The sequence below is a fragment of the Actinomadura rupiterrae genome (assembly GCF_024172125.1).
Lineage (GTDB): Bacteria > Actinomycetota > Actinomycetes > Streptosporangiales > Streptosporangiaceae > Spirillospora > Spirillospora rupiterrae.
The window spans coordinates 831,252-850,028 of the sequence record NZ_JAMZEA010000002.1; the positions used below are offsets into that span (position 1 = coordinate 831,252).

Below are 18,777 nucleotides of genomic sequence, written 5' to 3' on the forward strand. Positions count from 1 at the left end.
CCGACACTCTCTGCTTAGTTTTGCTAACAAAAATGAGAGGTCGGATATTCCGCTCAGCCGCGGGCCCGCAGCGCCTCCCAGGCGCCCCCGATGATCTCCGTGAGCCCGGACCGCGCGGGCTCCCAGCCAAGGTCGCGGCGGATCGCGGCGGCGTCGCACAGCAGCACCGGAGGCTCCGGCGACGGCGGCCGGTGGACGACCGGCACGTCCCGTCCCGTCACCGCCTCGACCGCCATGACCACCTCCATGACGGACGTGCCGACGCCCGAGCCCACGTTGTAGGTGCGATGCGTCCCGGGCGTCCCGGCGGCCAAGGCGGCCTCGTACGCGCGCGCGAGATCGTCCACATGCAGGTACTCCCGGACGGCCGCGCCGTCGCCGTTCACCTCCAGATGCGGAGCCTGCCCAGCGGCCACCGCTAGCGCGCGCGGGATCAGGCGGGTCGGGTCAGGGTCGCCTCGTCCGTCCACTGAGCCGGACACGTTGAACGTCCGCAGAACGACCGCACCGATCCGTCCCGTAGCCGCCTGGTACCGGACGACCTCCTCGGCCGCCAGTTTGGACGTCCCGTAGGGGCTCGACGGTGCAGGTGGCTGCGTCTCTGGAATCGGCTGCGTTTCAGGCGTCCCGTACACGGCCGCTGTAGAGCCGAACACGACCGTGGGCGTGCCCTTGAGCGCGTCCAGCAGATGCACGGTGCCCTGGACGTTCGCAGTGAAGAACCGCAGCGGCTCGGTGAACGACTCGCGCACGCGCGTGAGCGCGGCCAGATGGCACACCGCGTCGTACGCCTCGTCCAATTCGAGAGGCGCGAGCAGGTCACCGACCACGAGACGCACGCCGAACGGCAGCGTCCTGTCGTGCGCGCGCACGAGACCGTCCACCTCGTGCCCGGCGGCGACCAGTCGCCGCCCTACCGCGTACCCGACGTAACCCGAAGCCCCCGTGACCAGAACCCGCATCCTCCCAGCATGACGAGCGGACGCGCCCCCAGGCAACGAACCCGCCCGAGCACGCCCACGCCCCTTACCGCACGCGCGCGAAGACGGCTCACCGCACGCGCGCGGAGACGGCTCACCGCACGCGCGCGTAGACGCCCGGGTAGCCGGGGCGGGCGCAGCCGTAGGCCCATGAGGTCAGCGCGACGACGCGTCCGTTCACCAGAAGCGGTCCGCCGCTGTCGAACTGGCACGTGTCGGCCTTCGGCGAGCCCGCGCACAGCATGTCGGACGCGTCGTACGACGACCCGTAGGCCGAGGCGCACGCCGCGTCCCCGCGCAGCGGAACCGTCGCCGCGTGCAGCCGCGTGTTGAACCAGTCCGATTCCGACGTCGTCCCCCAGCCGACGACCTCGCCCTCGCGCGCGTCACCGGCCTGCCCGGTCGCGACGGTGGGCCGGTTCACGCGCCGCGAGAGCGTCAGGACGGCGAGGTCGTGGTGCTCGACGTCCTCGTTCTTGAACTTGGTCTCGTGGTAGCGCGGATCGACCCACACGCTCTTCACACCCGCGGACTCGCCGCCCTTGGCGCGCAGGTCGCTCAGCCCGAACGTCACCTTCAGGACGCCCGGAAAGCCCTTCACGGACGCGACGCAGTGCGCGGCCGTCAGCATCTTGTCGGGCGCGGTGAGCACGCCGCCGCAGTACTGCCCGGCGGGACGCACGAAGAAGAACGGCGAGCCGACGGCCCCCAGCCACGGGTACCGCGCGGCGGACACCGCGTGCCCGTGCACGACCGCCGAGGCGGACGCGACGGGCAGGACGGCGGTGAGGGACGCGGCGGCAGCGGCGGTGAGAGCGGCACGGCGCAGGGGGGAGGGGAGTGCCATGGAGCGAATGTAGGAAATTACTGGAGCTGGCGCACGTTTTTCCGTCCGGTGCGGCGGCCCGTGACGTCCCGGCGCTCGTACCGCGGGAAGTTCAGCAGCGCTATGAGCGCGAGGATGAGACCGCCCGTGCGCAGCGCGAACGGCCCCGGGGACGACGGCCAGCCCTCGTGGTAGAGCACCGTGCTCGCCAGTACCAGGTAGCTGCGGCCGATGACGGTCAGCACCGTCGCGATGATTGCCAGGCGGCAACGCTGAAGCGCCACCTGCAACTGGCCGAGCGCTAGCGCGGCGAGCCCGAGCGTCAAGTACGGGTAAGGCGTGTTGAGGACGGCGACGACGTCCCGGTGCGACTGCTCGAACACCAGCGCCATCCCCCGGATGCCCGCCTCGGCCAAGCCCGCACACGCGCCCGCACCGATCCCGTAGGCGACCCCGGCCAGCCGCTTCGCGTGCCGTCCGCCCGCGCGCCGGTCACCGACCAGCCACACCAGCACCGCGATCAGCAGCGCCGGCAGCGTCACCCCGACGACCGGCCACGGGTTCGCCAGCGTGTTCCGCCAGCCCGTGTCCGCCACCGCCGTCGAGCCCTCCCCGGCGGACAGCCCGACCAGCACCGTCGCCACCACGAACAGCGCCACGCTCGTCCACTCGCGGCCGGTCATCCGCTCGCCGAGCACCCACACCGCGTAGATCACCAGCAGCACGAGGCTGACCGCGAACACCGGCTGCGCGACCGCCAGCGGCAGCGCCTCGAACGCCACGACCTCGCCCGCCAGCCCCGCGAACAGCAGCAGCCCGCCGCCGAACCACACCGGGTCGGTCAGCATCGTCCAGGCGACATGGAACGGACGGCTGCCCCGCAGGGGCGGCATCCGCCGGGCCGCCGTTCGAAACACCACAAATGCGACGTAATACGTACTGGTCGCGAGCAGGGCGAGAGCGGCGTAACCGAGGTCGTGGCCCATCGACGGGACCTTTCGGGGCAGGACGGCGGGGGAGTTTTGGGATGACACCATTCCGTGTCACCCGGTTCCGTGACAATCCCCTCACGCGATTTCCCACGACTCATCCGTCATCCAACGAGCCGCCTCGCGCGTCCTAACGTCTCACCCCACCCGTCGCTCGGGCCCCGCGCGGTGTCAGTTCCGCTCGGTGGGGTCCCACTTGCGGCCGGAGCGGGAGAACCGGCCGACCAGCGACGGCGGGATCACCTTGCTCAGCCCGACGATCGCCTTGTACTGGACGCTCGGGACGCTGACCTCCACCCCGCGCCGCAGGTCCCGCAGCCCCTCGTCGACGACCTGGTCCTGCTCCAGCCACATGAACTCGGGAATGCCCGAGATGTCCATTCCGGCGCGCTCGTGGAACTCGGTGTGCACGAACCCGGGGCACAGCGCCATGACCCGGACCTTCTCCGCGCCCGGCCGTCCCGCGATCTCCGACGCGGCGCCCTGCGAGAACGACACCACCCACGCCTTGGACGCCCCGTACGTGCCGCGCGTCGCGAACGCCGCCACCGACGCCACGTTGATCACGCCGCCGCGGCCGCGCTCCAGCATCGGCGGAAGCGCCGCGTAGGTGAGCCGCAGCACCGCCTCGCAGTGCACCCGCAGCATCTTCACCTCGTCCTCGACCGGCGCGTCCAGGAACGCCCCCCGGTTGCCGAACCCGGCGTTGTTGACCAGGAGGTCCACGCCCTCGCGCAGCCGCTCCTCGGCCTTGCCGACCCCCTCGTCCGTGGCGAGGTCGGCGGGCAGCGTCTCCGCCCGGACGCCGTACTTGTCGCGCAGCTCGCGCGCGCACGCGTCCAGCCGCTCCGCATCGCGCGCGAGCAGCACCAGATCGAATCCGTCGGAGGCCAGTCGGCGGGCGAACGCGGCGCCCAGGCCCGCCGTGGCGCCAGTGATCAGAGCAGTCGGCATGGCTTCGAGCCTAGGCCGTCCGATACCGCGCGTCCCGTTGCGGGGCCGCGCTGTTGCGTCCCCTCAAGAAATCGCGCGGATCCGGCCGGCGCGTCGCCCGCCGGTAAGCGAAAGTGAATCCCGGCCAGTTGTTGACGATCCGCCCGTCTTCCGTCATGTACCAGCTCTGGCAGCCGCTGTTCCAGACGGTCGTCCGCAGCAGCTCCTGCATGCGCCGGTCGAACTCGTCCTGGACGTCCGGCCGCACCTCGATCCAGTCGAGCCCCGCCCGGCGCATCGCCGCCACGCACCCCACCACGTACCGGAACTGCGACTCCAGCATGTAGATGATCGAGTTGTGCCCGAGGTTGGTGTACGGGCCGTACAGCAGGAACAGGTTCGGGAACCCGCTGACCGTGATGCCCAGGTGCGCCGACGCGCCGCCGTCCCGCCACGCCTTGTCGAGCTCGCGCCCGTCCCGTCCGACGATCCGCATGGGCGCCAGGAAGTCGGTGGACGCGAACCCCGTCGCGTAGACGACCGCGTCCAACTGCCGCGCCGTGCCGTCCGCGGTGACGACGCCGTCCTTGGTCATCCGCTTCACCGGCTCGGTCACCAGCTCGACATGCGGCTCGGCGAACGCGGGGTAGTAGTCGTCCGACAGCAGGATCCGCTTGCAGCCCATCGGGTAGTCCGGACGCAGCCGTTCCAGCAGTTCCCTGTCACCGACCTGCCGTTCCAGCTCCCGCCGGAACCGCCACGCCATCGTGCCCATCAGCTTCGGATACTTCACGAAGCCCAGCGCCCGCGACTCGTACTGCGCGTAGATCCGCGCCCGGCTGGCCCCGTACACGCCGGGCACCGTCCGCAGCAGCGCCTTCTCCCACGCCCGGTACGGACGGTCCGGTTTGCTGATGACGTACGGCGCCGACCGCTGGAACACGTGCAGCCGCCCGGCCACCTTCGCCAGCTCCGGGACGATCTGGATCGCGCTCGCGCCCGTCCCGATCACGGCCACGCGCTTCCCCGCCAGATCGACCCCGTGCTCCCAGCGGGACGAGTGGAACGCCGTCCCCTGGAACTCGTCCCGCCCCGGGATCTCCGGCAGAACCGGACGGTTCAGCTGCCCGCACGCCGACACGAGCACGCGCGCGCTCAGCTCACCGTTGGACGTGGACACCCGCCACAGGCTCTCCGCCTCGTCCCACTCCGCCCCCGTGACCTCGGTACCGAACCGGATGCGGGGGAGCACCTCGTACTTCCGCGCGCAGTGCCACAGGTAGTCGAGGATCTCCTCCTGCGGCGGGAACCGACGGCTCCAGTCCGTCTTCCGCTCGAACGAGAACGAGTACAGATGGGACGGCACGTCGCACGCCGCTCCCGGGTAGGTGTTGTCCCGCCACGTCCCGCCCAGCCCGCCGGCCTTCTCCAGCACCACCAGGTCCTCGACCCCGGCCCGCCGCAACCGGATCGCCACCCCGATCCCGCCGAACCCGCTGCCAATGATCACCACGTCGTGCGGAGCGCTCATGCCGCCACCCGAATCTCGTTCAGTCCGACCTCCCGAGCCTAATGAGCAACCCGCCACCTGAGAACCCCGCCCAACAGCCCACCCCTCATCGGCCCCTCAGCCTCACCATCGCTGACCTCCCCATCCACCTCGAAAGCACGCGCCTCTGAGGGCACGACCTCGGGCACGAGCACGTGGCAGCAACGCCGGCGGTTCCCGGTGGCCGTGATCAGGACGGCCCCAGACCAACTCTCCGCTCGACCTCCAGGGCGCGCAGACTCACTGCCGAGCTCGGTTTGACGGACGCGTGAGGGTTGCGTACAGTCATTCCTCGCGCCTCGATGGGATGCAGGACGCCGTGCTGCGGTGGACGGCCCGAGGGCGCGACCTCTCTAACGATCTTGCGGATGCGATCCGTCGTGTCCGTGTGTTCGTTGTTCTCGGCAAATGGCTCGATTTTGACAATCGCGCCGGATCTGCTGGGATAGAGACACCGCACCGGAACGAACCGCTTCGGCAGTTCACGAAGGGGTGGAATCAGGAAAGTCGGGCCGAATTGACAAGCCGGACGGAACTGATAAAGTAAGCGAGTCGCCACGGAGCGAAGCCGCAGAGGGATCTGCGGGGGAGCGCGTGGGTGTCCGTTTCTTGAGAACTCAACAGCGTGTTAAAAGCCAGTGCCTTTATCGATCAGGCCATGTGCCTGATCGCCCCGTGGCCCTAGTTTCGGCTGGGGTCGGGGATTTCTTTGAGGCAAGCGATCTTTCGGGATTGCTTTGCTGGGATCTTCGGATCCTTCATGAGGTTTGGCTGCCTGGGGTTCGCCCCCTGGGTGGTCGTTGGACCTTGATGGAGAGTTTGATCCTGGCTCAGGACGAACGCTGGCGGCGTGCTTAACACATGCAAGTCGAGCGGAAAGGCCCCTTCGGGGGGTACTCGAGCGGCGAACGGGTGAGTAACACGTGAGCAACCTGCCCCTGACTCTGGGATAAGCCTGGGAAACTGGGTCTAATACCGGATGCGACGCACTCTCGCATGGGATGTGTGTGGAAAGTTTTTCGGTTGGGGATGGGCTCGCGGCCTATCAGCTTGTTGGTGGGGTGATGGCCTACCAAGGCGACGACGGGTAACCGGCCTGAGAGGGCGACCGGTCACACTGGGACTGAGACACGGCCCAGACTCCTACGGGAGGCAGCAGTGGGGAATATTGCGCAATGGGCGGAAGCCTGACGCAGCGACGCCGCGTGGGGGATGACGGCCTTCGGGTTGTAAACCCCTTTCAGCACCGACGAAGCTAACGTGACGGTAGGTGCAGAAGAAGCGCCGGCTAACTACGTGCCAGCAGCCGCGGTAATACGTAGGGCGCAAGCGTTGTCCGGAATTATTGGGCGTAAAGAGCTCGTAGGCGGCTTGTCGCGTCGGGTGTGAAAGCCCACGGCTTAACCGTGGGTCTGCATTCGATACGGGCAGGCTAGAGGCAGGTAGGGGAGCATGGAATTCCCGGTGTAGCGGTGAAATGCGCAGATATCGGGAGGAACACCGGTGGCGAAGGCGGTGCTCTGGGCCTGTACTGACGCTGAGGAGCGAAAGCGTGGGGAGCGAACAGGATTAGATACCCTGGTAGTCCACGCCGTAAACGTTGGGCGCTAGGTGTGGGGTTCTTCCACGGATTCCGCGCCGTAGCTAACGCATTAAGCGCCCCGCCTGGGGAGTACGGCCGCAAGGCTAAAACTCAAAGGAATTGACGGGGGCCCGCACAAGCGGCGGAGCATGTTGCTTAATTCGACGCAACGCGAAGAACCTTACCAAGGCTTGACATCGCCCATGCCCCGGTAGAGATATCGGTTCCTTTAGTGGGTGGGTGACAGGTGGTGCATGGCTGTCGTCAGCTCGTGTCGTGAGATGTTGGGTTAAGTCCCGCAACGAGCGCAACCCTCGTTCCATGTTGCCAGCACGCTCCTTCGGGGGTGGTGGGGACTCATGGGAGACCGCCGGGGTCAACTCGGAGGAAGGTGGGGATGACGTCAAGTCATCATGCCCCTTATGTCTTGGGCTGCAAACATGCTACAATGGCCGGTACAGAGGGCAGCGATACCGTGAGGTGGAGCGAATCCCGTAAAGCCGGTCTCAGTTCGGATTGGGGTCTGCAACTCGACCCCATGAAGTCGGAGTCGCTAGTAATCGCAGATCAGCAACGCTGCGGTGAATACGTTCCCGGGCCTTGTACACACCGCCCGTCACGTCACGAAAGTCGGCAACACCCGAAGCCCGTGGCCCAACCACTTGTGGGGGGAGCGGTCGAAGGTGGGGCCGGCGATTGGGACGAAGTCGTAACAAGGTAGCCGTACCGGAAGGTGCGGCTGGATCACCTCCTTTCTAAGGAGCACCAACTGGCCGGAAGGATCCCCCTGGTGGGATGTTCCGGTCGGTGGCCATCATCAGCGGCGAATGTTCGCTGGGTGGCTGCTCATAGATGTGGAGCACTGGCTACTCAACCCGGTGGGGTTGTCTTCACTGCTAGTACTGCGACCTGGTCGCGTGGAGCGCAGTGGAGAGGGTTCCACTTGGTTGGACACGCTGTTGGGTCCTGAAGGAACGGGCACGTTGAGTGTCCGGGTCTTCTGGACTGCGGGACCAAGCCCGGCCGGACAGGTTTTCTGTTCGGTCGTCTTGGTGGGCCCGGTTGTTTTTTGAGAACTACACAGTGGACGCGAGCATCTCTGAACGAGACTCCTTTGTGAGTTTTGTTCTCTGTTGCGATTTGTTTGATCGTTTTGTGTGTTCAAGTTTTTAAGGGCATACGGTGGATGCCTTGGCATCAGGAGCCGATGAAGGACGTGGGAGCCTGCGATATGCCTCGGGGAGTCGGCAACCAGACTTTGATCCGGGGATTTCCGAATGGGGGAACCTGGCACTCGTCATGGGGTGTCGCCGCCGGTTGAATGTATAGGCCGGTTGGTGGGAACGCGGGGAAGTGAAACATCTCAGTACCCGCAGGAAGAGAAAACAATAGTGATTCCGTGAGTAGTGGTGAGCGAAAGCGGAGGAGCCTAAACCGTGCGCGTGTGATACCTGGCAGGGGTTGCGTGTGCGGGGTTGTGGGACCATCCGATCAGGCCTGCCAGCCTGGTAAGGAGTTACAAAACACTTTGGTAGTTGAACGGCTTGGGATGGCCGACCGTAGACGGTGAGAGTCCGGTAGACGAAACCATGGTGTCTCCTGGGTGTGTTCCCGAGTAGCACGAGGCCCGTGAAATCTCGTGTGAATCTGCCACGACCACGTGGTAAGGCTGAATACTTCCTGATGACCGATAGCGGACCAGTACCGTGAGGGAAAGGTGAAAAGTGCCCCGGTGAGGGGTCGTGAAATAGTACCTGAAACCGTGTGCCTACAAGCCGTCAGAGCGTCCTCACAGGGTTTCGGCTCTGTGTTCGTGATGGCGTGCCTTTTGAAGAATGAGCCTGCGAGTTATGGTGTGTGGCGAGGTTAACCAGTGGTGGGTAGCCGTAGCGAAAGCGAGTCTGAAGAGGGCGTTTGAGTCGCATGCTGTAGACCCGAAGCGGGGTGATCTAGCCATGGGCAGGGTGAAGCGCCGGTAAGACGGTGTGGAGGCCCGAACCCACCAGGGTTGAAAACCTGGGGGATGACCTGTGGTTAGGGGTGAAAGGCCAATCAAACTCCGTGATAGCTGGTTCTCCCCGAAATGCATTTAGGTGCAGCGTTGCGTGTTTCTTGCCGGAGGTAGAGCTACTGGATGGCCGATGGGCCCGACAAGGTTACTGACGTCAGCCAAACTCCGAATGCCGGTAAGTGAGAGCGTGGCAGTGAGACTGCGGGGGATAAGCTTCGTAGTCGAGAGGGAAACAGCCCAGATCATCGGCTAAGGCCCCTAAGCGTGTGCTAAGTGGTAAAGGATGTGGAGTTGCCGTGACAACCAGGAGGTTGGCTTAGAAGCAGCCATCCTTGAAAGAGTGCGTAATAGCTCACTGGTCAAGTGATTCCGCGCCGACAATGTAGCGGGGCTCAAGCACACCGCCGAAGCCGTGGCATTCAAGACTTTGTCTTGGATGGGTAGGGGAGCGTCCTGCATCCTAAGAAGCCGTCGAGTGATCGTGCGGTGGAGGGTGTGGGAGTGAGAATGCAGGCATGAGTAGCGAATCACACGTGAGAAACGTGTGCGCCGGATGACCAAGGGTTCCTGGGGCAGGCTAATCCGCCCAGGGTAAGTCGGGACCTAAGGCGAGGCCGACAGGCGTAGTCGATGGACAACGGGTTGATATTCCCGTACCCGCTGGTACGCGCCAACGCCGAGCCCGTTGATGCTAACCACCCGAACCACCTTTTGGACCTTCGGGTCCGTCTGTGTGGGGAGCGTGGGGCCCGAGACGGTAGTAGGTGAGCGATGGGGTGACGCAGGAGGGTAGCTCAGCCCGGGCGATGGTTGTCCCGGGGTAAGCCCGTAGCCCGAGGGATAGGTAAATCCGTCCCTCACACAGGGTGAGAGGTGATGCCGAGCCGTTTTTGGTGAAGTGAGTGATCCCATGCTGCCGAGAAAAGCCTCTAGTGAGTGTGCCGGCGGCCCGTACCCTAAACCGACTCAGGTGGTCAGGTAGAGAATACCAAGGCGATCGGGTGAACTGTGGTTAAGGAACTCGGCAAATTGCCCCCGTAACTTTGGGAGAAGGGGGACCATGCCCGGTGACCGGTCTTGCACCGTGAGCTGGGGGTGGTCGCAGAGGCCAGGGGGAAGCGACTGTTTACTAAAAACACAGGTCCGTGCGAAGTCGTAAGACGCTGTATACGGACTGACGCCTGCCCGGTGCCGGAACGTTAAGAGGACCGGTTAGAGCCTTTCGGGGTTCGAGGCTGAGAATCTAAGCGCCGGTAAACGGCGGTGGTAACTATAACCATCCTAAGGTAGCGAAATTCCTTGTCGGGTAAGTTCCGACCTGCACGAATGGCGTAACGACTTCCCCGCTGTCTCAACCACAGGCCCGGCGAAATTGCAGTACGAGTAAAGATGCTCGTTTCGCGCAGCAGGACGGAAAGACCCCGGGACCTTCACTATAGCTTGGCATTGGCGTTTGATGTGTCTTGTGTAGGATAGGTGGGAGACTGTGAAGCGGGCACGCCAGTGTTCGTGGAGTCGTTGGTGAAATACCACTCTGGTCGCCTTAGACGTCTAACCCGCACCCGTGGATCCGGGTGGGGGACAGTGCCTGGTGGGTAGTTTAACTGGGGCGGTTGCCTCCCAAAGAGTAACGGAGGCGCCCAAAGGTTCCCTCAGCCTGGTTGGTCATCAGGTGGTGAGTGCAAGGGCACAAGGGAGCTTGACTGTGAGACCGACAGGTCGAGCAGGTGCGAAAGCAGGGCCTAGTGATCCGGCACCGGCGTGTGGAAGCGGTGTCGCTCAACGGCTAAAAGGTACCCCGGGGATAACAGGCTGATCTTCCCCAAGAGTCCATATCGACGGGATGGTTTGGCACCTCGATGTCGGCTCGTCGCATCCTGGGGCTGGAGTAGGTCCCAAGGGTTGGGCTGTTCGCCCATTAAAGCGGCACGCGAGCTGGGTTTAGAACGTCGCGAGACAGTTCGGTCCCTATCCGCTGTGCGCGTAGGAGAATTGATGAGGGTCTGTCCCTAGTACGAGAGGACCGGGACGGACGAACCTCTGGTGTGCCAGTTGTCCCGCCAGGGGCATGGCTGGTTGGCTACGTTCGGTCGGGATAACCGCTGAAAGCATCTAAGCGGGAAGCCTTCCTCGAGATGAGTTCTCCCACACCTTCGGGTGTGTAAGGCCCCCAAGAGACGATTGGGTTGATAGGCCGGGGATGGAAGCGCGGTAACGTGTGGAGTCGACCGGTACTAATAGGCCGAGTGGCTTGAACACACTGAACGTTCAAACCAATCGCATCTGCTGTGAGATGATTCGCGTCCCTGTGTGGTTCCCAGAAAGCAAACGGGTACCGTACAACAGAATATGCCGAGCCTGGCTCGGACGAGACTTGCCGCACCCTCTTGGGGTGTGTGCGTTGATCGTTCGGTGGTTATGGCGAGGGGGAAACACCCGGTCCCATCCCGAACCCGGTAGTTAAGCCCCTCAGCGCCGATGGTACTGCATGGGAGACTGTGTGGGAGAGTAGGACGCCGCCGGACATATATTGGATGAGGCCCCGCCAGAAATGGCGGGGCCTCATTTCATTTCAGGAGCTAATTACCCCGGCTGTTCAGCCGAAGTTCTCGACTCCCATCGGACGCGACGGGAACGGCGTCGGGGCTTCTTCGACGGCAGGAGCCGCCGTTTCGGCGCGCGACGGGGACGGCTCCTTCGCGGTCGAACGGGCCGTCCGTCCGGAGGCCGCGGAACGGGCCGGGCGGCGAAGCCCGAGGCGCTTGAGTTCCTTGGCCGTCCAGCCGAGGCGTTCGGCCTCGGCCCAGTCGCGGGTGCGCTCGGCCTGAACCTGGGCGAGGCGCGCTTGCAGTTCCTCTTCGTCGTCCTGGGAGCGGACGAGCTTCTCGATGACGGCCAGCCGCTCGGCCATCTGCTGCTCGATGAGCTCCCGCGCGGCGTCCCGGACGTCGTTGATCTTCGAGGGGTCCATGGCCGCGCAGCCTACCGGCTCGTCCCGCCGGCGGATCTGAGTATCCGTACTCAGGCACGCGCCGCCGAACGTGCGCGATCATCTGCGGTGTGGACGAACCGGTGAGGCTCGGACGGGCGTGCGGGTGCCTGGCCGGCACGGGGCTGGTGGCCGTCGGGCTGGTGATCGCGTTCGGGTTATGGGCGCTGAGTTCGTGTGCGCCTCAGAAGCCACCCGACGTCGCCGCCGTGTCTCGCTCCGAGCGTGTGGACGCCGCGGACCGCCAGGCGTCCGCGTCCCTCGCCGACATGGCCTCTTCGGTCTGGCCGAGGCAATCGTGGGCGGAGCCCTCGTCCGGCAGCGGGGTTGAGGACGCGTGTGGGAGCAACCGGATCGGGATGTTCTCCTCTACCTGGCTCCCGGTTTCCTGCTTCAGGCAAGTCGTTCGGGTGGCCACGTTCGGAGGTGACTTCGCCGGACGTGCGATGTTGCTGCACCAGCGGTTGGCTGAGCTTGGCTGGCGTGACGGCACCGGTCCGGACCTTCCCCGGCTCTTGGCCGAGTTTCACCAGGAGGTCACGCAGAGACGCCCTCTGGGAAGCCCGCCACATCCCTATGGCCCTTCGGATTTCCCGGCGGCCTTCTACAAGCGCGGCCCGGTGTCGCTGGTCATCACCTGGCGAGACCGCACCATGCCCGAGGACGATTCCAGCCCCAACCCTGCCAGCCGCCTGTACGGCTGGGCCGTCGCTGCGACGGTCGTCCGGGAGCACCAGGCATTGGACCTGCGGAAATCGGTCGCCGATGCCGCTCGGAGGCATCGATACCTCGCGATCCTCACCTTGGGGCAGAAGTACTTCGATCTTGCGGAGACGCCCTCACCGACGCCCACCACGTCCGCTAGGGAGAAGTGCATCTGCTGGAGTGGGAACCTCTGCACCTGTGGCGGAGGGTGAGCGCGGGCGAGGCCGGGGGGCGTGTCGATCTTGTGGTCGGGGTGCGGCCTAGGGTTGGGGGATGCGGATCGAGCGGATTGATCACCTTGTGCTGACCGTGGCGGACATCGGGGTCACGGCGGAGTTCTACGGGCGGGTGCTCGGCATGGACGTCGTGACGTTCGGGGCAGGGCGGACGGCGCTGGCGTTCGGGCAGAGCAAGATCAATCTGCATCAGGTGGGGCGGGAGTTCGAGCCGAAGGCGCACCGGCCCACGGCGGGCAGTGCCGACCTGTGCCTGATCACCGAGGAACCGTTGGAGCAGGTGCTTGCGGAGCTGGCGGCGCACGGGGTTGAGGTCGAGGAAGGGCCGGTCGACCGGACGGGGGCCTTGGGCCCGATCCGGAGCGTGTACTTCCGTGATCCGGATCTGAACCTGATCGAGGTCAGCAACTACGCCGGCTAGTTTCGCGCTGGTACGTCCATGCGCATGCGGCCAGGGCGCTGCCCACTCCGCAGAAGGCCAGGACGCCGGCGATGACGATCCACGGGTTAAGGGACGGTCCTTTGCCCGCATCCTCGGTGAGCGCCAGGACGCCGGTGAGGACGCCGTAGGGGACGAAGAACGCAGCGCCCAGCCAGGCGGGGACCAGCAGGAGAGGGCGCGGCAGCCTCGCGCCCCAGCCTCGGGACAGTGCCAGGACGACGAGGGCGCCCAATGCCGCCAGTACCGCCGTGAAGTCGATGCCGTGTTCTTCCAGCCAGATGAGTGCGTTCGGCGCGCCGTTCTTGCGGAATTCGGCGACCATGTCCCAGCCCTGGGGCACGCCCGCCCTGCCGCCGCATGCCCAATAGGTCTTGGTGATCGCGTAAGGCATCAGCGCCAGCGCGCCGGTCCGGCCGACCCAGTGCAGGGAACGCGTCCGAAGTGAGGAGGTCATGGAGGAACGATCTCCGACTGGCGCTGCTCGTCGCCTCCCCCGCGCTGCCGAGTGGCACCCCCCGTCAGAGGGAGAGCGGTGTTAACCGGGGGTTAGTGGATCGTGGGGTTTGGCGGAGGTTGCGCGGTTATGCTGCCCCGCATGTCTCGTCTTCCGCCAGAGGTGCGGTCCCAGCTCGCGGAGTCCGGCCGCCTCCGGCGGGGACGCGCCGGGACGGTCCTGGGGTGCCTGGTGCTGCTCGGGATCGGCGCCGTCGCCGCGTGGCCGCACGTCAAAGTGCTGCTTCGGAATGACGCGGTCACGGCGCGGATGATCTATTGCGGAGGGGCGCTCAACCACACGGTCGGGCCGCCCTTGCAGGATTTCATCGTGACGGACGAGCTGCACAACCGGACCGGCAAGGTGCGCACGGTCGTCGTGAAGGACACTTCGGGGCGCATACTCACCGACGTCAGCTCGCAGAACGCGGACGCGCGGATGACGTTCCAGCCCAACGAGACCGTCACCGTGCAGTACCGCATGACGGGAACGTTCAGCAGCAAGTGCAAGGACTTCACCGTGAGGGCTTACGTGGTGAAGTCGTAGCAGTGATGAGCAGCAGGACCATGGCGGTGGCGGTTGCGCCGCCCCACACCATGACGGTCGAGGGACTCGTGCGGTCCACGATCAGGCCGCCCACCAACGCACCCGTGGAGAAGGTCGCCTGGAAGGACGCGGTGAACAGGACGGACGCGGCCTCTGACGGCAGCGCCGTCGAGAACCAGGTCTGTGAGCAGACCGGGATCGCTCCGTAGCCCGCTCCCCAGACGATGAGGAGGGCGGCGGCGCCAAGTGGACTGGTGCCGAGAGCCGGGAGTGCGAGGGTGGCGGACGCGATGAGCGTCCCGGCCACTGCCGAGGTCAGAGTTGGGTGGCGGGTGATGGTCTGGCCCGCCACGAAGTTTCCGGCCAAGCCCGCCACGCCGTAGAGCAGCAGGAAGGCGGTCGGCGAGACGTGGGTGACGTCTTGGAGGAACGGCGTCACATACGTGTAGGTGCCGAAGTGTGCCAGGACGATCAGGGCGGTCAGGGCCAGCGCCAGCCAGGTGCCGCGCGTCCGGAAGGCTCCGAGCAGGACGTCCAGCCGGGTGACCTGCGAGACGGGCAGGGGCGGTAGCAGGACGGCCAGGGCGACGACCAGGGCGAAGGACAGCGCGGCCATGACGGCGAAGCTGACCCGCCAGCTCGTGGCGTCCCCGATCAGGGTGCCCAGCGGGACGCCGAGGACCGAGCCCAGCGGCACGGACGAGAAGATCACTGCCGTGGCGCGGGGGACGCGCGGCGGTGCGACCAGGCGCTCGGCCAGGCCCGCCGCGAGCGACCAGAAGCCGCCGATGACGACGCCGACCAGGACGCGGGAGAGCAGCATCGCCCAGAAGGCGGGAGCGGACGCGGCCAGGACGTTCGCGACCGCCAGCAGGAGCATGCACGCGCACAGCATCAGGCGGCGGTCGGCGCGGGCGGTCGCGACCCTCAGCGTGGGGGCGGCGACAGCGGCGAGGTAGCCGGGCATCGTCATCATCAGCCCGGCCGTGCCGTCCGAGAGGGTGAAGCTGGAGCCGATGGACGTGAGGAGGCCGACCGGCAGGATCTCGGTGGTGACGATGGTGAAGATGCCCAGCGTGACCGCGAGGACGGCGGGCCAGCCCGGTGTTCGGGTGCGAGGCGGAGAGGGAAGCGTGGCCGTGGACGGCAAGGTCGGTCCTCGGAGGGAGACGATGGGACGTCTCCGACCCAACCGGGCGGGCGCCGCCGGGGCTGGCGGGAAAGCGACGGCATAGTGCGGCCCGCGTGGCCGGCCCCCGGCGCCACAAGTCCCGAGGCCCCCGGCGCCGCCAAGGCCCGCGGGGCTGGGCGCGGGCCTGCGCGGGTCTGCGCGGGGTCAGGCCGTCCGGCGGCGGACGAGCCAGACGGTCGCGGCGGCGAGGACGGCGGCGAGGGCCAGCATCCAGCCCGCCTCGATCGCCTGGAAGGTCCAGAAGCGTCCGGACGGGTGGTAGTGGGTGACGATCTGGTAGTGCCGTGCGGCCAGCCACCCGCGGAACGTCGCGTCCGGCCGGTTGGCGCTGGCGGCCTGGAACTGGACGTAGAGCTGATGCGACTCCGGGCCGCTCACCGCCGAGCCGGACGGGGACAGGTACGAGGTGCCGACGCCCCAGTCGCCGGAGCCGATCCTGCTCGTGGTCGTCTTCGCCGGCAGGTAGTGCGGGCGCAGGAAGAACACGGTGAGAAGGTTCAACCCGAACGTCACGACGAAGGCCGCGCCAATCCCGACGATCACCCGCCGGGCCAGGACTCCGGCGAAGGCGCCGATGGCGAAACCGAGGACGGTCTGCGCCGGGAACACGAGACCGCCGAACTCGAACTCCAGGTACGAGCCGAAACCGGTGGGCAGGACGCGCACGAACGGCGCGTCCCAGTACTTGAAGGCCGGGCCGAACGCGGCGCCCGCGGCGGCCAGCGCCAGCGCGAGGACGGCGAGCTTGGTGACCAGCCAGCGGGTGCGGCCCGCGCCCTGCGTCCAGGCGAAGCGGAACGTCCCGGTTTCGAGCTCGCGGGCGACGGTCGGGCCGCCGACGAACGCGCCGAGCGCCGCGGGCAGCACCAGCAGGAAGATCAGCAGCAGGTGCGGGGTCTGGTACTGGCCGTTGAACTGGATCGACAGCTTGTCGCAGCGCGTGCCCGGCGTGAAGGACGTGCACTTGTCCAGGCCGAGCTGGTTGGAGGTGTCGCGCGCGTCCAGGCCGCCGTAGACGAGCATCGCGGCGAGCCCGAGCAGCAGCAGGACGGTGCAGAGCAGCGCGAAGCGGTGCTGCCGCCAGGTGACCCAGAGCGGGCCGAACCGGGGGAGCGAGGCGGACGGCAGGGTCGTCATCGGGCGACCGCCTTCGGGCCGGGCAGCGCGGCGGCGGCCGGCTCGCGCATGTACGTCAAGACGAGTTCCTCCAGGGTGACCGGGTGGCGCTGCCATCCGGGCGGGACGTTGTGGGCGCCGGTGGCGCGGACGAGCAGGTGCGCCTGCGCGAACGCCCGGCGGTCGCGGACGACCGGGAACAGCGAGGCGACCTCGTCCGCCTGGTCGGCCGGTCCGACCAGGACGTGGTGCTCGTAGGTGAGTTCCTCGACGCTGCCGGACACCTGCACCTGGCCGTCCTGCACGACGACGAGGTAGTCGCAGACGCGTTCCAGCTCGGCGACGACGTGGGACGAGAAGACGACCGAGACGCCGTCGTCGGCGACCGCGGCCATCAGCGAGGCCATGAACTCGTGCCGGGCGAGCGGGTCGAGCGCGGCGAGCGGCTCGTCCAGGACGAGCAGGCCGGGCCGCTTGGCGAGGGCGAGGGTCAGCGCGACCTGCGCGCGCTGGCCGCCGGACAGCGCGCCGATGCGGCGGTCCAGCGGGATGCCGGTCTCGGCGAGCCGGGCCCGCGCGGACGCCTCGTCCCAGCGCCGGTTCAGGCTGCGCCCGACGCGGAGCATCTCGGCGACTGACAGGTTGCGGTAGAGCGCGGCGTCCTGGGCGACGAACGCGACCATGTCGAGCGCGTCGGGGGAGCCCGCGGCGTGCCGGCCGAGCACGCGGACCTCGCCGGTCGTCGGCGGGGTGAGCCCGACGGCCATGCTGAGGAACGTGGTCTTGCCCGCGCCGTTCGGCCCGACGAGCCCGACGACGTGCCCGCTCGGGATGGTCAGCGAGCAGTCGCGGAGCGCCCAGGTGCGTCCGTAGCGCTTGCCGAGGTCGGTCGCCTCGATCGCGACGCCGTTCACGCGATCCCCTCCGTCCGCTCGTTCCGCTCGCCGCGCTCGTTCCGGTCATCGCGCTCGCCGTGCCCGGCGGTGTGCCGGTCCTGGAGGGCGGCGGTGAACAGGGCGGACATGCCCGCGTCGTCGAGTCCGGCGGCGTCCGCGGCGGCCATCCACTCCAGCAGGGAGCGGCGCAGCCCGGCCTGCTCGCGCAGCCCGGCGCGGTCGAGGGCGCGCTCGACGAAGGTGCCCTGCCCGCGGCGGCCGGCGACCAGGCCGCGGTGCTCCAGCTCGCGGTACGCCTTGAGCACGGTGTTCGGGTTGATCGCGAGCCCGCCGACGACGTCCCGGACGCGCGGCAGCTGGTCGCCGACCTGGAGGTGGCCGAGCCGGAGCGCCTGCTCCACCTGCTGGACGAGCTGGAGGTAGGTCGGCACCCCCGAGCCGGGATCGAGCCGGAACACGATCGGCGACGGCCCTTTATCTATATCCATAGATATAGAGTTAAAGGGTGACGATCACCGGATGTCAACCCGGCCCGGCCCGGCCGCCGCGCACCGGCCCCCGCGCCGCGGCCCCCGCGCCCCCCGCCGCGCCGCGGCTACGGGACGAGGCCGAGGGACCGGGCGCGCAGGCCCGCCTGGAAGCGGGACTCGGCGTCCAGCAGCTCCATCAGCTCGGCGACGCGGCGGCGGTAGGTGCGCAGCGAGATGCCGAGCCGGCGGCACGCCGCCTCGTCCTTCATGCCCTCGGCCAGCAGCGCGAGGATGTCCCGGCTCTGCTCGCCCAGCGCCGGGGCCGGGGCGGTGAGCTCGGACACCTCGGTGGCGGCGCGCCACGTCGACCAGAACAGCGCCAGGATGCCCGCGACGACGGCGGGCGTCCGGACGACGGTGAACTCGCGCTCGCCGCTCGCGAGCGGCCCGGCGATCACGGCGACCCGCCGGTCCACGACGATCGTCTCGTGCGGGATCGGGCCGTCCAGGATGCGGACGCGCGGGCCGCGCCCGGCGAGGTCGGTCAGCAGCCGGACGGCCGAGTCGTCCGCCAGCGCCTCGCTCCCGTACAGCTTGTACGCCTTGACGTCCGGATGCCCGCGGCGCGCGGCGACGATCTGCTCGCGCGCGCCGGGCAGGGCCCAGGTGCGGGGATGCGCGGCCGCGCACACGAACTCCTCGCGCGCGCCCGCGAACAGCGGGGTGGCGCGCTCGACCAGCTCGCGCTCCCCGCGCAGGACGACGTTCTGGTCGACATTGCTGCTCACCGTCCCAGTGTCCGGCATCGTGGCAGCTTGGTGC

At 67.3% G+C, this 18,777-nt stretch carries 15 protein-coding genes and 3 rRNA genes; 6 read left to right on the forward strand and 12 right to left on the reverse strand.

Annotated features, from left to right (window positions below; genetic code table 11):
- Window positions 1–53: 53 nt before the first annotated feature.
- The 5 genes from FHU30_RS08390 to FHU30_RS08410 all read right to left on the reverse strand — a co-directional run bounded on the left by FHU30_RS08390 (window position 54) and on the right by FHU30_RS08410 (window position 5,259).
- On the reverse strand, window positions 54–962 hold the full coding sequence (locus tag FHU30_RS08390; protein ID WP_253873649.1) for an NAD-dependent epimerase/dehydratase family protein: 909 nt from the start codon (window positions 960–962) through the stop codon (window positions 54–56).
- A gap of 112 nt (window positions 963–1,074) precedes the next feature.
- Window positions 1,075–1,827, reverse strand: a complete 753-nt coding sequence (locus tag FHU30_RS08395) for a serine protease (protein WP_253873651.1) — start codon at window positions 1,825–1,827, stop codon at window positions 1,075–1,077.
- A gap of 17 nt (window positions 1,828–1,844) precedes the next feature.
- A complete protein-coding gene (locus FHU30_RS08400; protein ID WP_253873653.1) occupies window positions 1,845–2,792 on the reverse strand; it encodes a DMT family transporter in 948 nt (315 codons plus the stop codon).
- 174 nt (window positions 2,793–2,966) lie between these two features.
- Entirely contained in the window at window positions 2,967–3,749 is a 783-nt protein-coding gene (locus tag FHU30_RS08405) for an SDR family NAD(P)-dependent oxidoreductase (protein WP_253873655.1), read from the reverse strand.
- Window positions 3,750–3,759: 10 nt separating this feature from the next.
- Window positions 3,760–5,259, reverse strand: coding sequence for a flavin-containing monooxygenase (locus FHU30_RS08410; protein ID WP_253873657.1), 1,500 nt, complete (start codon window positions 5,257–5,259; stop codon window positions 3,760–3,762).
- Between the two features lie 825 nt (window positions 5,260–6,084).
- Between FHU30_RS08410 and FHU30_RS08415 the strand changes: the two genes are divergently transcribed.
- The 3 genes from FHU30_RS08415 (at window position 6,085) to rrf (ending at window position 11,395) form a co-directional block, all read left to right on the forward strand.
- Window positions 6,085–7,614: ribosomal RNA gene (locus FHU30_RS08415) — 16S ribosomal RNA — on the forward strand.
- A gap of 404 nt (window positions 7,615–8,018) precedes the next feature.
- A 23S ribosomal RNA gene (locus FHU30_RS08420) occupies window positions 8,019–11,129 on the forward strand.
- A 149-nt stretch (window positions 11,130–11,278) separates the two neighbouring features.
- Window positions 11,279–11,395, forward strand: a 5S ribosomal RNA gene (gene rrf / locus FHU30_RS08425).
- The 16S, 23S and 5S rRNA genes sit together here, the layout of an rRNA operon.
- A gap of 71 nt (window positions 11,396–11,466) precedes the next feature.
- Here rrf and FHU30_RS08430 read toward each other — a convergent pair.
- Window positions 11,467–11,841: a hypothetical protein gene (locus FHU30_RS08430; protein ID WP_253873659.1), complete on the reverse strand. Its 375-nt coding sequence runs from the start codon at window positions 11,839–11,841 to the stop codon at window positions 11,467–11,469.
- Window positions 11,842–11,930: 89 nt separating this feature from the next.
- Here FHU30_RS08430 and FHU30_RS08435 point away from each other — a divergent pair, with 89 nt between their 5' ends.
- Window positions 11,931–12,776, forward strand: coding sequence for a hypothetical protein (locus FHU30_RS08435; protein WP_253873660.1), 846 nt, complete (start codon window positions 11,931–11,933; stop codon window positions 12,774–12,776).
- 61 nt (window positions 12,777–12,837) lie between these two features.
- Window positions 12,838–13,221 carry a VOC family protein gene (locus FHU30_RS08440; RefSeq protein WP_253873662.1) on the forward strand — a complete coding sequence of 128 codons (384 nt, stop codon included), beginning with the start codon at window positions 12,838–12,840 and terminating at the stop codon, window positions 13,219–13,221.
- Here FHU30_RS08440 and FHU30_RS08445 read toward each other — a convergent pair.
- Window positions 13,202–13,696, reverse strand: a complete 495-nt coding sequence (locus FHU30_RS08445; protein ID WP_253873664.1) for a DUF3995 domain-containing protein — start codon at window positions 13,694–13,696, stop codon at window positions 13,202–13,204. The two genes, FHU30_RS08440 and FHU30_RS08445, sit on opposite strands and share 20 nt — an antisense overlap.
- Before the next feature lie 141 nt (window positions 13,697–13,837).
- Between FHU30_RS08445 and FHU30_RS08450 the strand changes: the two genes are divergently transcribed.
- Window positions 13,838–14,281 (forward strand): hypothetical protein, encoded by a 444-nt coding sequence (locus tag FHU30_RS08450; protein ID WP_253873665.1) that lies wholly within the window; start codon window positions 13,838–13,840, stop codon window positions 14,279–14,281.
- Here FHU30_RS08450 and FHU30_RS08455 read toward each other — a convergent pair.
- The 5 genes from FHU30_RS08455 to FHU30_RS08475 all read right to left on the reverse strand — a co-directional run bounded on the left by FHU30_RS08455 (window position 14,250) and on the right by FHU30_RS08475 (window position 18,743).
- Window positions 14,250–15,431: an MFS transporter gene (locus tag FHU30_RS08455; RefSeq protein ID WP_253873668.1), complete on the reverse strand. Its 1,182-nt coding sequence runs from the start codon at window positions 15,429–15,431 to the stop codon at window positions 14,250–14,252. The genes FHU30_RS08450 and FHU30_RS08455 overlap by 32 nt on opposite strands.
- A gap of 186 nt (window positions 15,432–15,617) precedes the next feature.
- The gene (locus FHU30_RS08460; protein WP_253873669.1) at window positions 15,618–16,610 is read right to left on the reverse strand and encodes an ABC-2 membrane transporter-related protein; all 993 of its coding nucleotides are present in this window, start codon (window positions 16,608–16,610) and stop codon (window positions 15,618–15,620) included.
- A complete protein-coding gene (locus tag FHU30_RS08465) occupies window positions 16,607–17,503 on the reverse strand; it encodes an ABC transporter ATP-binding protein (RefSeq protein WP_253873671.1) in 897 nt (298 codons plus the stop codon). The genes FHU30_RS08460 and FHU30_RS08465 overlap by 4 nt, the downstream gene beginning before the upstream one ends.
- Complete coding sequence (locus tag FHU30_RS08470) at window positions 17,500–17,973, reverse strand: GntR family transcriptional regulator (RefSeq protein ID WP_253873673.1); 474 nt, start codon at window positions 17,971–17,973, stop codon at window positions 17,500–17,502. Before FHU30_RS08470 ends, FHU30_RS08465 begins: the two co-directional genes overlap by 4 nt.
- Window positions 17,974–18,080: 107 nt before the next feature.
- On the reverse strand, window positions 18,081–18,743 hold the full coding sequence (locus tag FHU30_RS08475) for a helix-turn-helix transcriptional regulator (protein WP_253873675.1): 663 nt from the start codon (window positions 18,741–18,743) through the stop codon (window positions 18,081–18,083).
- Window positions 18,744–18,777: the final 34 nt, after the last annotated feature.

Coding starts and splice junctions, on each gene's coding strand:
- FHU30_RS08445 (WP_253873664.1), bottom strand. CDS start 13,696: ATGACCTCCTCACTTCGGACGCGTTCCCTGCACTGGGTCGGCCGGACC.
- FHU30_RS08400 (WP_253873653.1), bottom strand. CDS start 2,792: ATGGGCCACGACCTCGGTTACGCCGCTCTCGCCCTGCTCGCGACCAGT.
- FHU30_RS08395 (WP_253873651.1), bottom strand. CDS start 1,827: ATGGCACTCCCCTCCCCCCTGCGCCGTGCCGCTCTCACCGCCGCTGCC.
- FHU30_RS08440 (WP_253873662.1), top strand. CDS start 12,838: ATGCGGATCGAGCGGATTGATCACCTTGTGCTGACCGTGGCGGACATC.
- FHU30_RS08450 (WP_253873665.1), top strand. CDS start 13,838: ATGTCTCGTCTTCCGCCAGAGGTGCGGTCCCAGCTCGCGGAGTCCGGC.
- FHU30_RS08405 (WP_253873655.1), bottom strand. CDS start 3,749: ATGCCGACTGCTCTGATCACTGGCGCCACGGCGGGCCTGGGCGCCGCG.
- FHU30_RS08390 (WP_253873649.1), bottom strand. CDS start 962: ATGCGGGTTCTGGTCACGGGGGCTTCGGGTTACGTCGGGTACGCGGTA.
- FHU30_RS08430 (WP_253873659.1), bottom strand. CDS start 11,841: ATGGACCCCTCGAAGATCAACGACGTCCGGGACGCCGCGCGGGAGCTC.
- FHU30_RS08410 (WP_253873657.1), bottom strand. CDS start 5,259: ATGAGCGCTCCGCACGACGTGGTGATCATTGGCAGCGGGTTCGGCGGG.
- FHU30_RS08460 (WP_253873669.1), bottom strand. CDS start 16,610: ATGACGACCCTGCCGTCCGCCTCGCTCCCCCGGTTCGGCCCGCTCTGG.
- FHU30_RS08470 (WP_253873673.1), bottom strand. CDS start 17,973: ATGGATATAGATAAAGGGCCGTCGCCGATCGTGTTCCGGCTCGATCCC.